The 16,637-nt window shown below is 53.0% G+C and carries 13 protein-coding genes; 8 read left to right on the plus strand and 5 right to left on the minus strand.

What is annotated here, in order from left to right:
• From VH187_RS04860 to VH187_RS04875, 4 genes are all read left to right on the plus strand, one after another.
• Positions 1-194, plus strand: a 194-nt coding sequence (locus VH187_RS04860) for a hypothetical protein (protein ID WP_329700363.1), incomplete at its 5' end; no start/stop codon positions are given.
• Positions 179-559, plus strand: a complete 381-nt coding sequence (locus VH187_RS04865; RefSeq protein WP_329700364.1) for a tetratricopeptide repeat protein — start codon at positions 179-181, stop codon at positions 557-559. The genes VH187_RS04860 and VH187_RS04865, both read left to right, overlap by 16 nt.
• A 483-nt stretch (positions 560-1,042) precedes the next feature.
• Positions 1,043-2,356, plus strand: coding sequence for a tail fiber domain-containing protein (locus tag VH187_RS04870; protein WP_329700365.1), 1,314 nt, complete (start codon positions 1,043-1,045; stop codon positions 2,354-2,356).
• Positions 2,357-2,524: 168 nt separating this feature from the next.
• On the plus strand, positions 2,525-3,931 hold the full coding sequence (locus VH187_RS04875) for a tail fiber domain-containing protein (RefSeq protein WP_329700366.1): 1,407 nt from the start codon (positions 2,525-2,527) through the stop codon (positions 3,929-3,931).
• 15 nt (positions 3,932-3,946) lie between these two features.
• Here the strand turns inward: VH187_RS04875 and VH187_RS04880 are convergent, their stop codons facing one another.
• From VH187_RS04880 to VH187_RS04895, 4 genes are all read right to left on the minus strand, one after another.
• Positions 3,947-5,071 carry a Kelch repeat-containing protein gene (locus VH187_RS04880; RefSeq protein ID WP_329700367.1) on the minus strand — a complete coding sequence of 375 codons (1,125 nt, stop codon included), beginning with the start codon at positions 5,069-5,071 and terminating at the stop codon, positions 3,947-3,949.
• Between the two features lie 638 nt (positions 5,072-5,709).
• Positions 5,710-6,162, minus strand: a complete 453-nt coding sequence (locus VH187_RS04885) for a hypothetical protein (protein WP_329700368.1) — start codon at positions 6,160-6,162, stop codon at positions 5,710-5,712.
• A gap of 134 nt (positions 6,163-6,296) precedes the next feature.
• Positions 6,297-7,763, minus strand: a complete 1,467-nt coding sequence (locus tag VH187_RS04890) for an ArnT family glycosyltransferase (protein WP_329700369.1) — start codon at positions 7,761-7,763, stop codon at positions 6,297-6,299.
• A 250-nt stretch (positions 7,764-8,013) separates the two neighbouring features.
• Positions 8,014-9,060, minus strand: coding sequence for a tail fiber domain-containing protein (locus VH187_RS04895; RefSeq protein ID WP_329700370.1), 1,047 nt, complete (start codon positions 9,058-9,060; stop codon positions 8,014-8,016).
• Positions 9,061-10,738: 1,678 nt separating this feature from the next.
• Between VH187_RS04895 and VH187_RS04900 the strand changes: the two genes are divergently transcribed.
• Positions 10,739-11,230 carry a hypothetical protein gene (locus VH187_RS04900; RefSeq protein ID WP_329700371.1) on the plus strand — a complete coding sequence of 164 codons (492 nt, stop codon included), beginning with the start codon at positions 10,739-10,741 and terminating at the stop codon, positions 11,228-11,230.
• Between the two features lie 379 nt (positions 11,231-11,609).
• Here the strand turns inward: VH187_RS04900 and VH187_RS04905 are convergent, their stop codons facing one another.
• Positions 11,610-13,559, minus strand: coding sequence for a fibronectin type III domain-containing protein (locus tag VH187_RS04905; RefSeq protein WP_329700372.1), 1,950 nt, complete (start codon positions 13,557-13,559; stop codon positions 11,610-11,612).
• Positions 13,560-13,824: 265 nt separating this feature from the next.
• Between VH187_RS04905 and VH187_RS04910 the strand changes: the two genes are divergently transcribed.
• From VH187_RS04910 to VH187_RS04920, 3 genes are all read left to right on the plus strand, one after another.
• Entirely contained in the window at positions 13,825-15,012 is a 1,188-nt protein-coding gene (locus tag VH187_RS04910; RefSeq protein ID WP_329700373.1) for an alpha/beta hydrolase family protein, read from the plus strand.
• A gap of 446 nt (positions 15,013-15,458) precedes the next feature.
• The gene (locus VH187_RS04915) at positions 15,459-15,809 is read left to right on the plus strand and encodes a hypothetical protein (protein ID WP_329700374.1); all 351 of its coding nucleotides are present in this window, start codon (positions 15,459-15,461) and stop codon (positions 15,807-15,809) included.
• A gap of 83 nt (positions 15,810-15,892) precedes the next feature.
• A complete protein-coding gene (locus VH187_RS04920) occupies positions 15,893-16,510 on the plus strand; it encodes a MarC family protein (RefSeq protein WP_329700375.1) in 618 nt (205 codons plus the stop codon).
• Positions 16,511-16,637 lie beyond the last annotated feature (127 nt).

Raw genomic sequence — 16,637 nt, forward strand, 5'->3', positions numbered from 1 at the left:
ACACCGCCGACAAAAGCGGCGAGGCCGGAAATGAAGGCGCACAATTTTCGGTCGGCGCGCTGAGTTTGAGGATCGCGAGAGGCCCGCGCCGTCGGCGCTTTGTGACGACGCGGGCCTGGATGCGTGGCCGACGCCGGGGGGTGATCCGACGTTTTATTACGCACATTATAATCTGGGCATGGCTCTTCAGCTAAAGGGCGACCTGCCTGCCGCGATTGCTGAATACACACAGGCACAGCAGTTGAGCGACGATCTGTGGGTTCTAGTGCTGCTCGCATCTGCTAAAGCCAGGTCAGGCGACAAGGATGCGGCCGTGCGACTACTGGCTGAACTGGAAGAACTCAGCCAGCATCGGCACGTGCCCTCATACTTTCGTACTTTCCTTTACCTCAGTCTGGGAAATCGCGACGAAGCAGTTCGTTGGTTGGGGCAAGGTATTGCCGACCATGATGGTCTAAGCATCAACGTGATTAAAGTTGACCCCTGGCTCAATCCTCTTCGTGGCGATCCGCGATTTGAGGCGTTGGTGCAAAAGGTGGTTAGTAGTGAACATAAATAACGAGTGGGAATCCGACAGGATTCTTCGCTCGAAATCTCAAAGGGATTGTGAAACCTCCTTGAAATCGCCTTGTGCTCGCGCGTTTTGGGTCACGTTCCCCGCCTTATCGTAAACGTGGATCACAGCATCGTGCGCGGCTGTAATGCTCGGCGTACCTGATTGCATTGCCAACCGCATTCGGCTCGCCGTACCACCGGCGACCGAATGGCGCGGCATCGCTGACGAGATCGACGTCTCGTTTGTCCTTGCGTGGGTGGACTTTCTAAACGTGCATCAGAGTCGCACCCGTGCATTGTTCATGAATACGGCTCAAGCACAGAAAACGTATACGACCAAGGTCTAATAGGCGGATAAGGCCTAATCCTACAAAAGGTTATACAGGATCTGAAACAGGCAGAGGGCATTTTCCCCAGCTAGGTTCTTCGCCCTGTTCCAGACCCGGCAGTCACAGAATAAATGTAGCTGGGGAAAGAAAGGAAAACCATGAATCCGGCGATTCAATTCAAGAACAAACTAATTCTGTCACTTCTCATCGCGCTGGCCTGTTTCGGGCTTTCACCGATGGCGCGAGCATTGTTACCGCCACCGCCACCGGATGGCGGCTATCCAGGCGCGAACACCGCTGAAGGCGATTCTGCGCTCTTCAACCTCACTACCGGCGGCTCCAACACGGCCATCGGTGCGGCCGCGCTCAATAGCAATACTGGCGGTAGCTCCAACACGGCCGTCGGTGTTCAAGCGGTTAGTTCCAATACCACCGGTAACTCCAATACGGGCATCGGTGTGGACGCACTCTTGAGCAACACGACCGGCCGCGAGAACACAGCCATCGGTGTTGACACGCTTTTTGCCAACACAACCGGCAACGACAATCTAGCTTGCGGATTTGAAGCGCTCTTTCACAACACCATAGGCATTCAAAACACGGCTACGGGTCCATTTGCGCTTTTTCAGAACACGACCGGACGATTCAATACGGCCAACGGCGCTGGCGCGCTTCAAGCCAACATCGGCGGCACTGCGAACACCGCTACCGGTGAGAGCGCGCTCTCTGACAACACTAGTGGCAACAACAACACGGCCGACGGTGTTAATGCGCTCTTTTTCAATACAACCGGCCAAAACAACACGGCCGTCGGCCTGAATGCACTCCTAAATAATAATTCCGGTTCAAACAACATTGCGCTTGGGGTAAGTGCGGGCTCGAACCTGACGACTGGCAGCAACAATATTGAGATCGGCGCACTGGGCGTGGCGGGCGAAGCGAACAAGATTCGCATCGGCAGGCAAGGCACGCAAAACGGCACCAATATCGCAGGCATCTTTGGCGTGGCGGTGGCTGGTAGTCAGGTGGTAGTAAACTCAAATGGGAAGCTTGGAGTTGCTGCCTCCTCAGCCCGGTTCAAGGAAGCCATTAAGCCAATGGACAAAGCGAGCCAAGCTCTCCTCGCGTTGAAGCCCGTAACCTTTCGCTACAAAGAGGAGCTAGATCCGGCCAAGATCCCGCAATTCGGTCTAGTAGCCGAGGAAGTAGAGAAGGTGAATCCTGACTTGGTCGTTCGCGATGACGCCGGAAAGGTAATGACTGTTCGCTATGAAGCGGTAAACGCGATGTTGCTCAATGAGTTCCTCAAGGAGCACAAGGCGTTCATCGAAGAGCAGCACAAAGTGGAAACATTAGAGGCCACTGTCGCAGATCTGATAGCAACGACGAAAGAACAGGCCGCGCAAATCCAAAAAGTAAGCGGCCAGCTTAAAGCGAGCAAACCTGCGCTGCAAGTAGTCAACAATCCCTAAAGCCCGCCGGGCCAAAACAAAAACGGTCGAGACAAATCCAGAGCGGGCGAATGCGCGGAAATTTTCAAAAAAGCCTCGGTTCAGATGATCACTTTGATCGCCCGTTTTCGCCTATGACAGTGAAAGGCAAACCCCGAAACCCAAACGACGAAAAAGAAAGAAACAACCATGAATTCAGTGACTCAGTTCAAAAAGATATCAATTCTGCCATTTCTCATCGCACTTATGCTCTTCGCGCTCGCCCAAAACACGCAGGCAGTTACTCCTCCGCCGGATGGAGGCTATCCCGGGAATAACACGGCTGAGGGCGACAGTGCGCTCTTCAGCCTTACAACCGGCGTAGCCAACACGGCCATCGGTTATTTTGCGCTTGTGAGGAACAACACAGGCAGCTTCAATGTTGCCACCGGTGCGTATGCGCTCCGTCTCAACACCACCGGCTCCGACAACACGGCCGACGGTTTTCAAGCGCTCTATAGCAACACCGCTGGCCTCAACACGGCCATCGGTTTTGATGCGCTCTATAGCAATACCAGCGGCACCCAGAATACCGCCACTGGTGCGTATGCGCTCCAGAACAATACCACCGCCAACAACAACACGGCCGACGGTTTTCAAGCGCTCTTAGAGAACACGAGCGGCGCGCAGAACACTGCTACGGGGTATGCCGCACTCAATTCAAACACCACCGGCAACTTCAACACTGCCAATGGAGGTTTAGCGCTCGTGAGCAATACTATCGGCACGTTTAACAGCGCCTTCGGTCAGGGCGCACTCGACTCGAATACCATCGGCATTGACAATACAGCCAGCGGCGCTGGAGCACTCTTCAGCAACACAACCGGCGGCGACAATACGGCCAACGGTTTTCAGGCCCTCAATGACAACACCACCGGCGGCGGTAACGTGTCCACCGGCGATTTTGCGCTCGGACACAATACCACCGGCAACCACAACATCGCGGTGGGCGCTTTAGCCGGTTCAAATCTTACCACCGGCAGCAATAACATTGATATTGGGGCCAACGTGCTTGGAGTGGCGGGCGAAGCGAACACCATTCGAATTGGCAAATCAGGAGTTCAGACCAAGACAGTTGTTGCCGGGATTCATGGTGCAGGAGTTACAGGCACGACAGTAGTTGTAAGCAGCACCGGTCAACTTGGCGTAGCGCCGTCCTCGCAACGGTTCAAGGCGGAGATTAAGCCGATGGGCAAAGCGAGCGAAGGAATTCTCGCGCTCAAACCGGTGACCTTTCGCTACAAGAAAGACATTGACCCCGATAGCATCCCGCAATTTGGCCTCGTAGCCGAGGAAGTGGAAAAGGTGAACCCCGCTCTGGTGGCTCGCGACGACAAGGAGAAGGTTTATACAGTGCGTTATGACGCAGTGAACGCGATGTTGCTCAACGAGTTCCTTAAAGAGCATAAAGCCTTTGTAGAAGAACACCGCACCGTTGAAAAGCTGAAGAAAGAAGTTGCCGCGCTTACTGCGGGGCTACAGAAAGTCAGCGCCCAGCTTGAGCTGAACAAACCCGCGCAGCAAACCGTGTTGAATCGGCAGTACGAGGATGAATAGAGATAAATCTACAGATTACGTTGTAGAGCCGGGACGAGGTGGCGGTGTTGGATGAGGCCGCGGCGTCGGAGTAACTCTTCCCGTAGGTGTAGCCGTGGGCGTCGGCGTTGGTGTGACTGACGGGGTAGGCGTAGGAGTAGATGTTGAAATGAGTTCCCAAGTATCGTTGAAATAGCCGTTGTTATCCTGACCGCCGAAAAGAATCGCATGGTGTAAGGCCGCGTCGTAGGTCAAGCCAGCACCTTCGCGCGCGGGCGGCGAGTGCGGAGTGGATAAAAGTGTCCATGTGGCGCCAACCTGATCCCATCGCCAGGTCGTGTTCTGGTCTTCACCGCCACTTCCACCTCCAAAGAGGACCACTCCTTGCAGCCCGGGATCGAAAGCCGCAGAAGCGGCATACACCAAGAGAGGTTGTACAGCCGGAGATTGGAGGGTCCATGTCGTGCCATCATAAGTCCAGGTGTTATTTGGGTTAACGTCAGCCAGGCCGCCAAACATAACAACCTGTCCTGTGGACGTATTCGTTGCAACGGCCGCTGAAGACCGAGCGAATGGAACAGTCGGTGGACTTAACTGCGTCCAATCGGAGCCGTTCCATTGCCACATGGTAAGCTGATAGAAGTGGCCGTCGTATCCGCCAAAAACATCGGCCCTGCCATTAGGATCTGGAAATAGCATCGGACTGGTAACAGCAGGAGGGTGATGGGCTGGCGTGGCCTGCGTCCACTGTAACGTCGACCCATCCCAAAGCCATGTATCGGCCAAGTAATTGGTTCCATTGAACCCACCGAAGAGTACCACCTTCTGAGCGACAGAATCATAGGTCATTTGCGCGGCAGCGCGGGCTGGAGGCGCAGCTTGTGTGGCAATCTGCGTCCAGCTTGTGCCGTCGAAACTCCATGTGTCATTTAGATAGCCTGTGCCGTCGAATCCGCCAAACGCAACGGTCTTCCCGCTGACCGGATCGTAGGTCATTGCAAGGTACGAACGTGCCGGAGGAGAGTCGTTTGGCGAAAGCTCAACCCAATCCGGAAAACTAAAAGGAGTGGCCGCTGCACTCGCTGCAAATGCGATCGAAATACAGCAGAAGGTAAGAATTATCGGTGCATGCGAAAAGTATCGAACCTGAGAGAGTTTCATCCATAACGTAAGACGCTCAACAGGTGTTTTGTCAAATCACCATCAGGACGACGCGCAGAGAGAAGAAACACCACGCAGGCGGATTTCGAACGAAAGTCTGCCGACTCAACCCGATCGAGGATTCCGTTGGCCGTTCGTGAAATCAGGGCGTTTCACAGATCTACGGCTTCCGGTATTGACATGGGCAGCCAGTTTGTTGTTGAAAGTGTTATGACAATTCACCAAAGAACGAGTCGATACATTTTTTTGGTTTCTGTTTTCATGTTGGTTTTACAAGCGCCTGCCGCAACAGCTCAAAACAAAAAAGGCGGTGTAACAGTTTCGTACGAGAGTTCGGGCAGCTCCCGAGTCGCGCGTTTCAAAAACTCCAACTCATATCATGTCCGAGTGGAATTCTCATATAGCGGCACAAGAGTGCACGGTTCGGCTGAGGCGTCTGGTCAGGATGCGGTTTTTGTACCAGCCAATTATTCCGCCACGTACGGTGGCCAGGGGATTTCTATTACGTCGGTCCGAATCACGAGTGTTATTCGGTCGGACTAAGGCCGCCCAGCAATTACAAGAGTTGCCGGTGAGAGACCGAGACGTTTCGCCGGGGCCGTGTCCCTGCTTAAGAAAAAAACTGGGGGAGCAAGCCTTTACTGCCAACCAAGTCTTTTCTGAGTGATCCATCGGACGGCCTGATAGCGGACGACTTGTAGTTTGTCGTATTGAGCAGATGAGAGAATCGCCTTCAACTGCGGATCGGACTGCTTCTGTAGGGACGTAGCCTCTTGTGTTTTTTGAACGTTCGAAAGCGAATTGTTGTTTCTGATTGCCATTACCTTTTGGCCTTCATGGGCAAGAATGGGCGCTATTTGGGCACTCTGTTGAGGCGACGCACTTAAGTTTTGTTGCAGGCAGCTTTGATATTGGGTCCAGCCTGGGGTGCCCGGGCCCGGTACATCGCCGGGAATTTGTGCAGCGACACCTTTAGGGCAACCATAGAACCACCATGGGTGTGTTTGGGATTGAACCGACGGCGCAAGAGCAGGCAGCACGAAGATGCCCAACAACATAGTCGCTCCGATTCGTCGAATGCAGCTTTTCATCTCTTAATCCTTTCCTTCGGCTCATTGTAACGACGCAAGTCTGGCAACTCAAGCCCGATCGAAGGCTCAGTTGAACGTTCGTGAAAGGCGCGGTGCGCTGCGAAACTGGATTTCTTTGGAACACTTATCGTGTGTTAACCTGACTTGGGATTTGGGTGGTAAGTGTCGCGCTTGGGTTGAAATGGCTTTGTCCATTGTGCGCGCGGATCGGTTTTGACGATTGTTAGCGTCCCTGCAGCGACACGCGCGGTTACGGCATCCCGGAATGCCCCGGCTGACATTCTTTGCTTCGCGTTAAATTTATCAACCGCAAACGGCTTGCCCGCACGATAGCTGATTAGCTCCGGACACAACACATCCCCCGGTGTTTTTCGCACGCGCTCGACGCTGTCAGCCATTGCCTGCTCCCTTATCGCGATTTCATTTTTAAAGCGGCGGTCAACTAGCAGCTGGAAAGGCTCGAGTTCTTTCGGCACCAGCAACCGCGCGCATACCACTAGCAACAGAACCGCCTGAGTTACGGCTGGCGGAAACCGGCGCGCCAATGGCCACAAAGGAACTTGTGTGTACGCCAGGCCGAGACCTATCGCGACGGCTATCACGAGATCAAACTGAGCATTAGTCCATACGCCGGCGCCGGTTCTCTCCAGGAAAAATTCCGCCAACGCAATTGCGATTAGACCGGTACAAAGCCGAACACTCCGATCATGCCACCTCGCACAGCCGTTACAGACGCAAGCGACTAAACCGACGGACACCCATTGTAAGTCCTTATAGCTGCGAATGGCCTTTTTAAGCGAATAGTGTCTCGGGGCCAAAATGTTAAGAAAGAAGTCACGGCCGAAGCTCACATAACAAATCGCAATGCCAATCACGATCACTGCGGCTGCTACGCATAAACATTTTAGCGCTTCGCGCCGACGGTTCATCGCAAGCCATGCGAAAGCAGTCAAGGGCATTGCGATGATGTTGTGCTTAACAAACCCTGCAAAGGCCATCACGAGAATAGGCATGACGTATCCACGGTCTCTCGATCGCGCACCGAGAAACGCCAGGAAGCCGAAGGCCATAATGGCATGACTGAGGAGTTGCGGCTCATTCAATCCGACGTACGATCTAAAAAACCGGCTCATCATGGCTATGTAGAATGCACCGCTAATTACCGCAGCCGATTGAGTTCCGCCCAATCGCCTGACGCTCAAAGCGATTGCTGTCGCGATCGCGATTACGGAAATCAGAGACAACAGCCTCCCAGCTAAGACCGGATCACCGATCAGTCGACCGGCTGAACCCACGATGTAAAAGGAAAGGGGCGGATAATTGTTTGTGATGAGTTGAGCGGTAGACGGATAGAGCGGCATTTTACCCATGGCCGCATCGGCGAAATAAGCGTTCCACGCCTCATTGTCTGTAATCTCGATGTTGAGAAAGGCGCGATACACGGGCCATGTAAACGCCAGGATCGCTATGGCATAGAGTAGCCACTGAAGCAGGCGGAGATAGGGCGGGTTATGGATTTTGCTCCTGTCCGGCTGATCGAGCGTGCAGTGCTCTTTAAGGACCTCGTTGAGCAATATTCCGTTCACCTGATTATAGCCCACGCTGTTCCTATCTCGTTTCACTATCCCTAGTATCGATTTGCACCGGCCTGGCAATTTGCTCAGCAGATCAACCAAAGCACCGTCGTGCGAGTCCGTCTAGTTAAGCCCAGCCTGATCTTTACATAGGACCTCGCCCTACACGCCGCTGAATGGCCTGTTTGCGCTCATGTAACGCGCCGTAAAACAAAAAGCCGCCACGCTATGAAGTGTGACGGCTGATTGGGAAATGCTCGTGTTTGTGTTGGGGGCTTTACGGATTGTTGACCACTTGCGGCGCAGGTTTGCTCGCTTCAAGCTGTGCGTTCACTTTCTGTAGGCCCGCAGTAAGAGCTTCAATTTGTTTCTCCTGCTGTGCGGCAGCAGCTTCCAGCTTTGCGACAACAGACTTCAATTCCTGCACCGTGCGGTGTTCCTTGAGAAATTCATTGAGCAACATCGCGTTCACCGCGTCGTAACGAACCGTGTAGATCTCGTCATTCTGGTCGCGCACAACAAGGTCTGGATTTATCTCGGCCACCTGTTCGGCGATTAGACCAAATTGCGGCGTATTCGTGCTGTCACTCTTGTAATTAAAAGTCACCGGCTTAAGCGACAAAACGGCTTCGCTAGCCTTATCCATCGGTTTGATCTCGTGTTTGAAGCGGCGCGACGAGCTCATCGTGCCGAGCTGGCCGTCGGAATCGATCAAAACGGCTATGGCGTCGGCGTTCCCGGTTGTCCTCCCACGAATACCAGCGATAAATGCTCTATCGTGTGTTGATTTGCCAATGCGAATAGTGTCTGACTCGCCTGCTACACCCGCGTTGGCGATATCGACATTGTTACTGCCGGTCGTATTGCTGCCGGCGGAAGTACCCAGTGCGATGTTGTCGGTGCCTGCGGTGTTGCTAAAGAGAGAAGTCCCGCCGATGGCAATGTTTAAGTTGCCGTTGACATTGGCTGAAAGCGCTTGAAAACCGATAGCTATATTGCCGACACCGCTGGTATTGTTAAGAAGCGCCTGAAAACCATAAGCTGTGTTAGCGCCGCCGCTCGTGTTGCTCGTAAGTGCTGCGGATCCCGTGGCCGTGTTTTGGGCGCCGGTTGTGTTGGCGAAGAGCGCCTCGTCTCCGCTGGCGGTGTTAAAGTCGCCAGTGGTATTGCTGAAAAGCGCAGAACCACCGGTAACCGTATTGCCACTACCTTCTGTGTTAAAAGACAGCGCTTGGGATCCGATGGCCGTGTTGCTGCTGCCGGTGGTGTTGCCTTGCAGCGCATTAGCGCCGTTTGCAGTGTTATCGACGCTGGTATTGCTCATAAGCGCTCGAAAACCGGTAGCGGTATTATCGACACCCGTGGTGTTGTCTTTGAGCGCCTCAACACCCGTGGCCGTGTTTTCGCTGCCGGTAGTGTTGTTTAAAAGGCGACCGTGCCGATGGCTGTGTTATTGGAGCCCATACTGTTGAATAAGAGCGACGCCGTTCCAAACGCTGTGTTTTCGTCTCCCGTGTTGAAAATTAGCGCTCCCGCGCCGGTAGCCGTGTTGAAGCTGCCCTCAGTATTACTAAAGAGCGAAAACCAACCAACTGCTGTGTTCGCAGAGCCGGTGGTGAGGCTAAAAAGGGCTTTGGTCCCTTCTGCAGTAGTGAAGTTGGGATAGCCCCCGTCTGGTGGGGGACCACTGCCTGCGCTTGTGGCAAAAGCCCAAGGCAGAGAATCCCGATCAGAATGTGAATTAAGTTTTGGCGTTTCATGTTTATCGTTTCCTTTGTCAGTTTGCCCCCGGCGGGTTGACCCTTCGCAGTCCAGGTCTGAAAAGGGGAAGAAAGCTCCGGGAGAAAGCTTCCTGTCCTGACCCCGGTTTTAGACGGCGTCGAGTTGGATAAAGGCACGAACCCGTCAACACAAATTCCCCACAAGCCGAATCGCAGATTCCGGTTCCACAAATGCCGTCAACTGTTCATCTGCAAGCATCCCGAAAGGGTTTCCGAACGTCGCGTGTGCGTCTGCAAACTAGATCGAGACGGAGATAAGCCACTGGCAGGCTCCGCGGCAAGCGGGGTTGCGGTCACACTTAGGGGGCTAACTTCATCGATTAGTTGAGCGATGCCATTTTCGCAAAGCAAACGCGATTGAGGCGGAGTGTTGCTATTGACCGAATCTTACGATTGTATTAAGAAACTCGTAAGCCTGCATTGTGCAGGAGTGAACCGGAGGACGACGCGTGAAACAGATGATATTCTCAATAATAGGCGGGTTTGTCGTGGTAGGCTGTTGTTCGACGCAGACTGACATTCAACGTTCAGCCACTTCCGATCTGCAACTGCGTCGCTACGAACTCAAGCATTGCTTGAGCATGGCGCACACGAGTTGGGACAAGCAACTGTCGCGGAGCAACGCGTATGATGACGTCCAGGCCGACCTCGAAGAAAAGGAAGCTATCGAGCGAGAAATTACACGCCGTGGCGTGACGGATTATTACTGGGCACCTTCAGGCCCATATCGATACACACATGATCGTTGTCACTGCCAGGATTGGGTTGTTAGACTCTGAAATCGCTGAAAACCGAGCCTGAATCACACGCGAGAGAGTCGGCTTTTTTACTCTGTTGGGCGCAATTAAATCTTCGTCGCCTTCATTACCGTGGACGAACGAGGAGTGAAATTTGACGCGCTAACACGGCGAGATTGAATGGGCTTAGTTTTGGGTCGTCGCACACCAGCGTATTGTAGCAGACAGTCTATCGTTTTCTTTCCTTGTCGGGGGCATGCAGGCCTTGGATTCGCCTTGCGATTTAGATTCGCGCCTCAATTCGCTCCGTGCTTCCAAAGAGCGATGGCACTCCTTTCAGGGGCTCGCCGGCTCAAAAGCCATGCAGGTGGTAAAGTTCTGCTCGCATCGCTTCGCACTTTCCGCTAAAGGGGAATTCCATGATTCCGCTTTTATTGGGCGGTCACGAGCGCAGTCGGGGCAGATTAGACCCGTGGCAACTCTTATGCGACAGCTCGCTGTTATACTGATCGCACTAACGATTGCCACATTTCAAACGCCTGCTGGAAGCCTCGACTGGGTGGTTGATGTTGCTAACAACGATAAAGTCGCACGCGAGCAAGCCCAATTTTTCGTGTGGGATGGTGTGTCGCATCCCTTCTCAGCGGATTTCGAGAAGGTGAACCTTGTAGACAAAGATTGGCCTTTCTATCTCTTTCACGTTGTAATTGCCAGTCCAGGCGCCGGAGCAGAGCGCGATCGTAGCTCTTATCTAGTCTGCTTCAGGCTGACTGAACGTGCGACCGAATTCCACATAGTTACCGTGATTCAATACGCTTCAGACCCACCGACGGAACAGGAAATCACGATAGATAAGCTTCTTAACAGGTGGCCAATGTCGCCGCCTTGGAAAACAGGAGTTGATCTACCACACAATATCAAGCCTCCTGGCTTGAGCATCGTGTTAGACATGTGTCGCGGAGGATTAAGCCAGTAGGCCCGTGCTAGCATTTCTGCCAGTGACGCAATTCATTTCGAGTTCCAGAAGACCGTCAGCTTTATCCCCGCAGTGCGAAACGAAACGCTGCCGTCCCGCTGAGCTTGAGCGACGAAGATTCTTTGGGCAGCACGAACTGACTAGCAACCCCTGACTCCTAAAATATTCCGAGCAATTTCAGGACGATTATGATAACGACAATTACTCCAATTATGTAGAAAATGTTTCTGTTCATACCGGCGACTTGTATCAGAGTGAGTGCGCGATGGCGAGGATTTATTGAGACGATCTGAGTCAGCCTTACTGATCCTTAGTCCTAGGTTTTGGCATTTGGCGCAAATATGTCCGATTCCCGGCCTGCATCCCGAGATGATGGGGCTCAAAACGACCGTGTAGTAAATGTTCTATCGGTGCCATATCTGATGCCTGCGGTGTTGGTGCCCACGATCCGGAAATGATACGTGGTGTGCGCAGTCAAGCCCGAGATATTGGCAGTCACGTTCTGATAATTAGTGCCAGTCTTGATCTGGTTAGGCGTTCGAGATCCATAACTGATGGTTCTTCCATATTGAAAATACACCGTGGTGCTCAATCCGTGGGGATAGACTGCTCCGTTAAGCGTGGCTGAATGGCTCATAATCAAGCTTGCCGGATTCGTTATGACGACCGGACGCCCGGTTGGTGGAAGTGTGGTTACACTTACAATATTAGAGTTGCCACTCGTTCCGGTCCCGTTGTATGCGCGCACCCGGTAATAATAAGTGGTGCTTGGGCTTAAGCCAGCAACGCTGTGGCTAAGTGCGTTACCGACGTTCAGATTGTGATAGCCTGCTACGTAATTGGTAAACGAATTGTTGGTAGCTACATCCAGCGTATAACCGGTTGCACCGTTCACGCTTCTCCAATTGGCTCTGAAACTTTGACTGGTTACAAACGTCGCCGGACTGGCTATTGGTGCCGACGGCGCGCCTGAATATATGTACTGTCGTATTTGGGGATAGAAGTTGGCGAACTTGCTGTAGGAAGCCCATGGACTATTGCATGTGGGCGGAGCAGGTCCGCAACTTAAAGCACCCACAAGGTAATGGGCATTCGAAGTGAAGAGGCCCGATCCACTCGAGCCTGGCTCGGTGCTTCCAGAGGCCCAAGTAATTTCATAACCGTCTACCAAACCGAGGCAATTGAAATTCGTGTCCATAATACTGCCGCTCGATCTTCGTAAGTATGAATTGATGCTTGGCGGAATGTATCCGTCGGGGTGGTGAAGCCCGAATACACTCGCGCCTGCTGATTGAGCGGTGGAGGTCCATCCGGAAAACCATGCTCCGCCAGGGGGAGTGGTCTGTAGTCGCAAGAACGAAAAATCATTGGAGGCTTGCGTCGCAAGGAGATTGGCACCCGGTGGAGAATGGACCCAGGTTCGCAAAACGCCGCTGTTACAACTGGTTGTCTGATAAAACCAATATGCTTCAACGGTTTGAGCGACTGCCTGGCTGTTGACGCAATGATTGGCGGTCAGAAAATAGGGAGTCCCATCCTGGGCAAGATCGTTCACCAAAGTGCCCGTGCAGAGGAACGTGCCATTATTGTTAAATAGAATTCTTGCAACGGCATTTTTCTCGGGGTCGTTGTAGCATGACGCGTCAACTTCGCAATTTAGAATGTCGGGTTCATTGGAGCGGAGTCGCCAATCGAGCTCGGCCAAAATGTGGGATATCTCAAAGATCTCGAATCCTTGTCCGTTTTCATCAGCCTTCTTGTAGAACTCGATAACGGCCGTGTCCCCATCGACAGTGCCGGACCAAAATTCTCCGCTGCCCCAAGGCCCCTTCTCGGTGAACGGACCAAAAACGATGCTATCGGTCGCGGTCCCATACACGTACACCTCCTCGCCGTCAGCAAGCGAGAAGTTGCGAAAATGGACACCTATACCCGAAGCGTTGGAGCTCTTTATCGTGAGCACAATTATCTGAGAGCCATCTGGATTAACGAATTTCTGTGCGCGGGTGTTCGGCGAGACATCCACACTTCTATTGATCCCTACTTGATTCGGCTCCAGCGTAAGCGAACGCGCATCCACCGGTTCCAAGGTCACGCCAGGTTGGTTCAGATCTACGTGCGATGCATACCGTACACTAGGCAGAGCCGCGTCAGCGCGAGTACGCATACCTGCGCTGTCGCTGCTGGTCGAGAACATCCCGGGCAATGATACGTCAGGCTCAGCCTGAGCGTTACCGCTCGGTTGTGTAGCGGGTGACCCAAACAGCATCGTCAGCGATGCTGCCGAGAGCAGAACTAAGGTGACAAAATTCCTAATTTTCGTTTTCATGGAACACTACGACTTTTTACAGGTTTTCTTCGGGGATCTCGAGGTACGAACCCGGCGCACCACGGAGGAGAGAGTGGAATTTTTACACTCTCTGCTTAATTGTGCAAACGACGCCTTGGCCGATCCCGCGGGAAGAGGTGAGGCAGACCTCTAACTGATAAGGCATCGCTGGCGCCGTCGGCTTCGAACGAAATTTTGTGCGGTAAAATTGTCTCACGGCGACCTGCATCTTGTAGAGTATTCGTATGATTAAAGACGAGCTTATATGAGAATCTATTTCGACGACCCTGAGTATGATGGACAATTCCTTCGCACACTCGATCACGCGCCGCTGGGCGCGCAGATAGGCGAAGCGTGGGCGATCGCAGCAGCAATCAGGGTGGGGGACGCGGCGAGCTGGTACAACGCATGGTCGTCCTATGCCGATCGCTTGTACGATCTTGCCGTCAAATCCCATGCCGCCGGGCATTGGGTCAGCGCCCGCAACGCGTTCCTGCGCGCATCGAATTATTATCGCACCGCCTACATTTTCATGTTTGCGCTGCCCATTGATCCGCGCGTGATCGAGGGGTACGAGAAACAAACCGATTCGTTTCAGAAAGCCGCCGCGTTGTTCGAGCAGCCGATCGAGATCCTGAAGATTCCATACCAGAACACAACTCTGCCCGGTTATTTCATCAAACCCGATGCGAGTAACACAGCGCGTAAAACCTTGTTATGTACAGGTGGTTATGACGACACATGCGAGGAACTATTCTTCAGCACTGCAGGCGGAGCGTTAGAGCGCGGTTACAATGTCTTGATCTTTGACGGTCCAGGGCAAGGCGGTGCGCTTGTTATGCAAAAATTGCCAATGCGCGCGGATTGGGAAAACGTCGTTACTCCCGTGGTTGATTATTTACTCAAACGACCGGATGTGGATTCTGCTCGTATTGCGTTGTACGGTGGTAGCTTTGGCGGATATCTCGCGCCACGCGCGGCAGCGTTCGAACACCGGATTGCTGCTTGCATCGGGGACGCTGCATTATTTGACCCAGCAGCGCTGGCTAACAAAATGTTTCCGCCAGAGATCACGAACGCATTGGCGAACAATGACGTTGCAGTGCTCGAACCATTTTTCAACAAACTGCAAGAGGACACGACCCAACGATTTATTCTTGGACGCGGCATGTGGGTGCATGGCGCAAGCACACCGTGGGAATATTTTAAGATGTTTCAGGCGTACTCACTGGCCGACGTGGCGAAAAATATTCGGTGTCCGACATTTGTGAGTGAAGCCGAAAACGATCGGCGACGCGGCGGCGGCAAGGATTTGTACAACGCTTTGCGATGCCCGAAAGACTATGTGCTCTTCCGGGCAAGCGAAGGCGCTGGCGAGCACTGCGAGGCGGGCGCGCGCGAGGTATTTTTTCAAAAGATGTTTGGTTGGCTTGATCCCATCATGGCCACATGAGCATGTGGCTGTCATGCGGTGGGCAAAGGTGTTTTGGGCTGCAAAAAGTGCTGCCTGCGTGCAGGTTAATCGGTGATTCAGCGCGGGCCTAATTTTTCTTTGACTCGGCGAAACGCTCCTGATAGACGAGCGGGGTGATTTTTCGCTGTCTCTCCTACATGTTGATCCTGGCTATTCTCGGCGGGGGTTATGCCGAAGTAAGCCATGCTTTGCTTCTACCGGGCGAATTTTCCGTGTATGTGGGCGACCGCCCATATCCGAGTGACTTCGATCCCTATTACAACCAACCTAAAATCTATCGCCAACCACGCTATTACACGTCGACAAACAAGAAATACAAAGGGAAGAAAGTGTTCAAGACGACAAAGGTGAAGGACCAATATGGTCGCACGGTTTACAAAAAGACTACCTCTCACAAGAAGAAAAAGAAGAAATAGCTCCCACTTATGAAATTTCGATTCTCTCTCTTCATCCTTCTTCTAAGTGTCGCTAACGCATTCGCGTCAGATCTCGACTTCACGCTGGTGAACCATACACGGCGAAGCTTTGAAGGTCTCTATATTACCGCCTCTGACAACAAGGACTGGGACGCAAATATTCTTCTCGACGGAAAAGTACTGACCGCCGGGGGACGTGTGCAAGTGCGCTTCAAGAATGACGCAAAATCAGAAACGTGGGATTTCAACCTGGTAGACGACGAGGGACTCTCAGTAACCTTTGATAAGGTAAGGCTGGCAGGCGTGGATACGGTCACCTTGAAGGATGTCAACGGTCAGATCACTGCGGAGATTGAGTAAGTCGCGAGGTTAGTCTCGGTTTCCTGAAGAGTAATTGCACACAGGAGGCTGAACAATTCCCGAGGCGCGCTACCATTCACTCTATGCTCGAGAAAATAATTCGCGATTTCATGACGATTTGGACCACGATCGATCCGATCAGCAATCTCGCCTTGTTCGCGGGCCTAACTGCTGCAATGCATCACGCCGAACGTCGAAGGATCGCCTGGCGAGCATCCCTCTACGCCGCGATCGTCCTGGTGGTTGCTGTCGTAATTGGCCAAATAGTACTCGACGCGATGGGAATTCGCCTTCGCTCACTGCAGGTCGCTGGCGGCCTTATCCTGTGCGTTTTTGGTTTGCAGATGGTCTTCGGTTGGATTGAGCAGACCGGCGTCTCCGTCGACAAAGGCCGCGATCTAGCTGTTTTTCCGATGGCGGTTCCCGCCATTGCCGGCCCCGGTGCGATTACGGCCGTCATCTTGTTGACCGATAACGACGTCTATTCCGTACATGAACGCGCCGAAACGGCTGTAGTGCTGCTGATCGTGCTGGCGTTAAACTACGTCTTACTTCTTCTGTCAGACGCGATTCTGCGTGTCATTGGCCGACAAGGTGCAGCGATTCTCACCCGGGTGATGGGGATAATTCTAACCGCCCTTTCGGTCGAATTCGTGCTAGCCGGATTGCAGATCGGTAGTTGGGCTACACCTCACCGCTAGCCCAATACTTCTGTCGAATCGCCTTTTGGCAAAGTGGTAGTGCTCGGCATTTACCGATCGTTCAGAACGGTTCGCGGTGCAGGCTTATTCAATTCGAGCTGCGCGCTCACTTTTTCGAGGCCTGCGG

The organism is Scandinavium sp. (genome assembly GCF_036271055.1).
Taxonomy (GTDB): Bacteria; Pseudomonadota; Gammaproteobacteria; order Enterobacterales; family Enterobacteriaceae; genus Scandinavium.

Coding starts and splice junctions, on each gene's coding strand:
- VH187_RS04895 (WP_329700370.1), bottom strand. CDS start 9,060: ATGAGCAATACCAGCGTCGATAACACTGCAAACGGCGCTAATGCGCTG.
- VH187_RS04900 (WP_329700371.1), top strand. CDS start 10,739: ATGCGACAGCTCGCTGTTATACTGATCGCACTAACGATTGCCACATTT.
- VH187_RS04920 (WP_329700375.1), top strand. CDS start 15,893: ATGCTCGAGAAAATAATTCGCGATTTCATGACGATTTGGACCACGATC.
- VH187_RS04905 (WP_329700372.1), bottom strand. CDS start 13,559: ATGAAAACGAAAATTAGGAATTTTGTCACCTTAGTTCTGCTCTCGGCA.
- VH187_RS04875 (WP_329700366.1), top strand. CDS start 2,525: ATGAATTCAGTGACTCAGTTCAAAAAGATATCAATTCTGCCATTTCTC.
- VH187_RS04880 (WP_329700367.1), bottom strand. CDS start 5,071: ATGAAACTCTCTCAGGTTCGATACTTTTCGCATGCACCGATAATTCTT.
- VH187_RS04910 (WP_329700373.1), top strand. CDS start 13,825: ATGAGAATCTATTTCGACGACCCTGAGTATGATGGACAATTCCTTCGC.
- VH187_RS04885 (WP_329700368.1), bottom strand. CDS start 6,162: ATGAAAAGCTGCATTCGACGAATCGGAGCGACTATGTTGTTGGGCATC.
- VH187_RS04915 (WP_329700374.1), top strand. CDS start 15,459: ATGAAATTTCGATTCTCTCTCTTCATCCTTCTTCTAAGTGTCGCTAAC.
- VH187_RS04865 (WP_329700364.1), top strand. CDS start 179: ATGGCTCTTCAGCTAAAGGGCGACCTGCCTGCCGCGATTGCTGAATAC.
- VH187_RS04870 (WP_329700365.1), top strand. CDS start 1,043: ATGAATCCGGCGATTCAATTCAAGAACAAACTAATTCTGTCACTTCTC.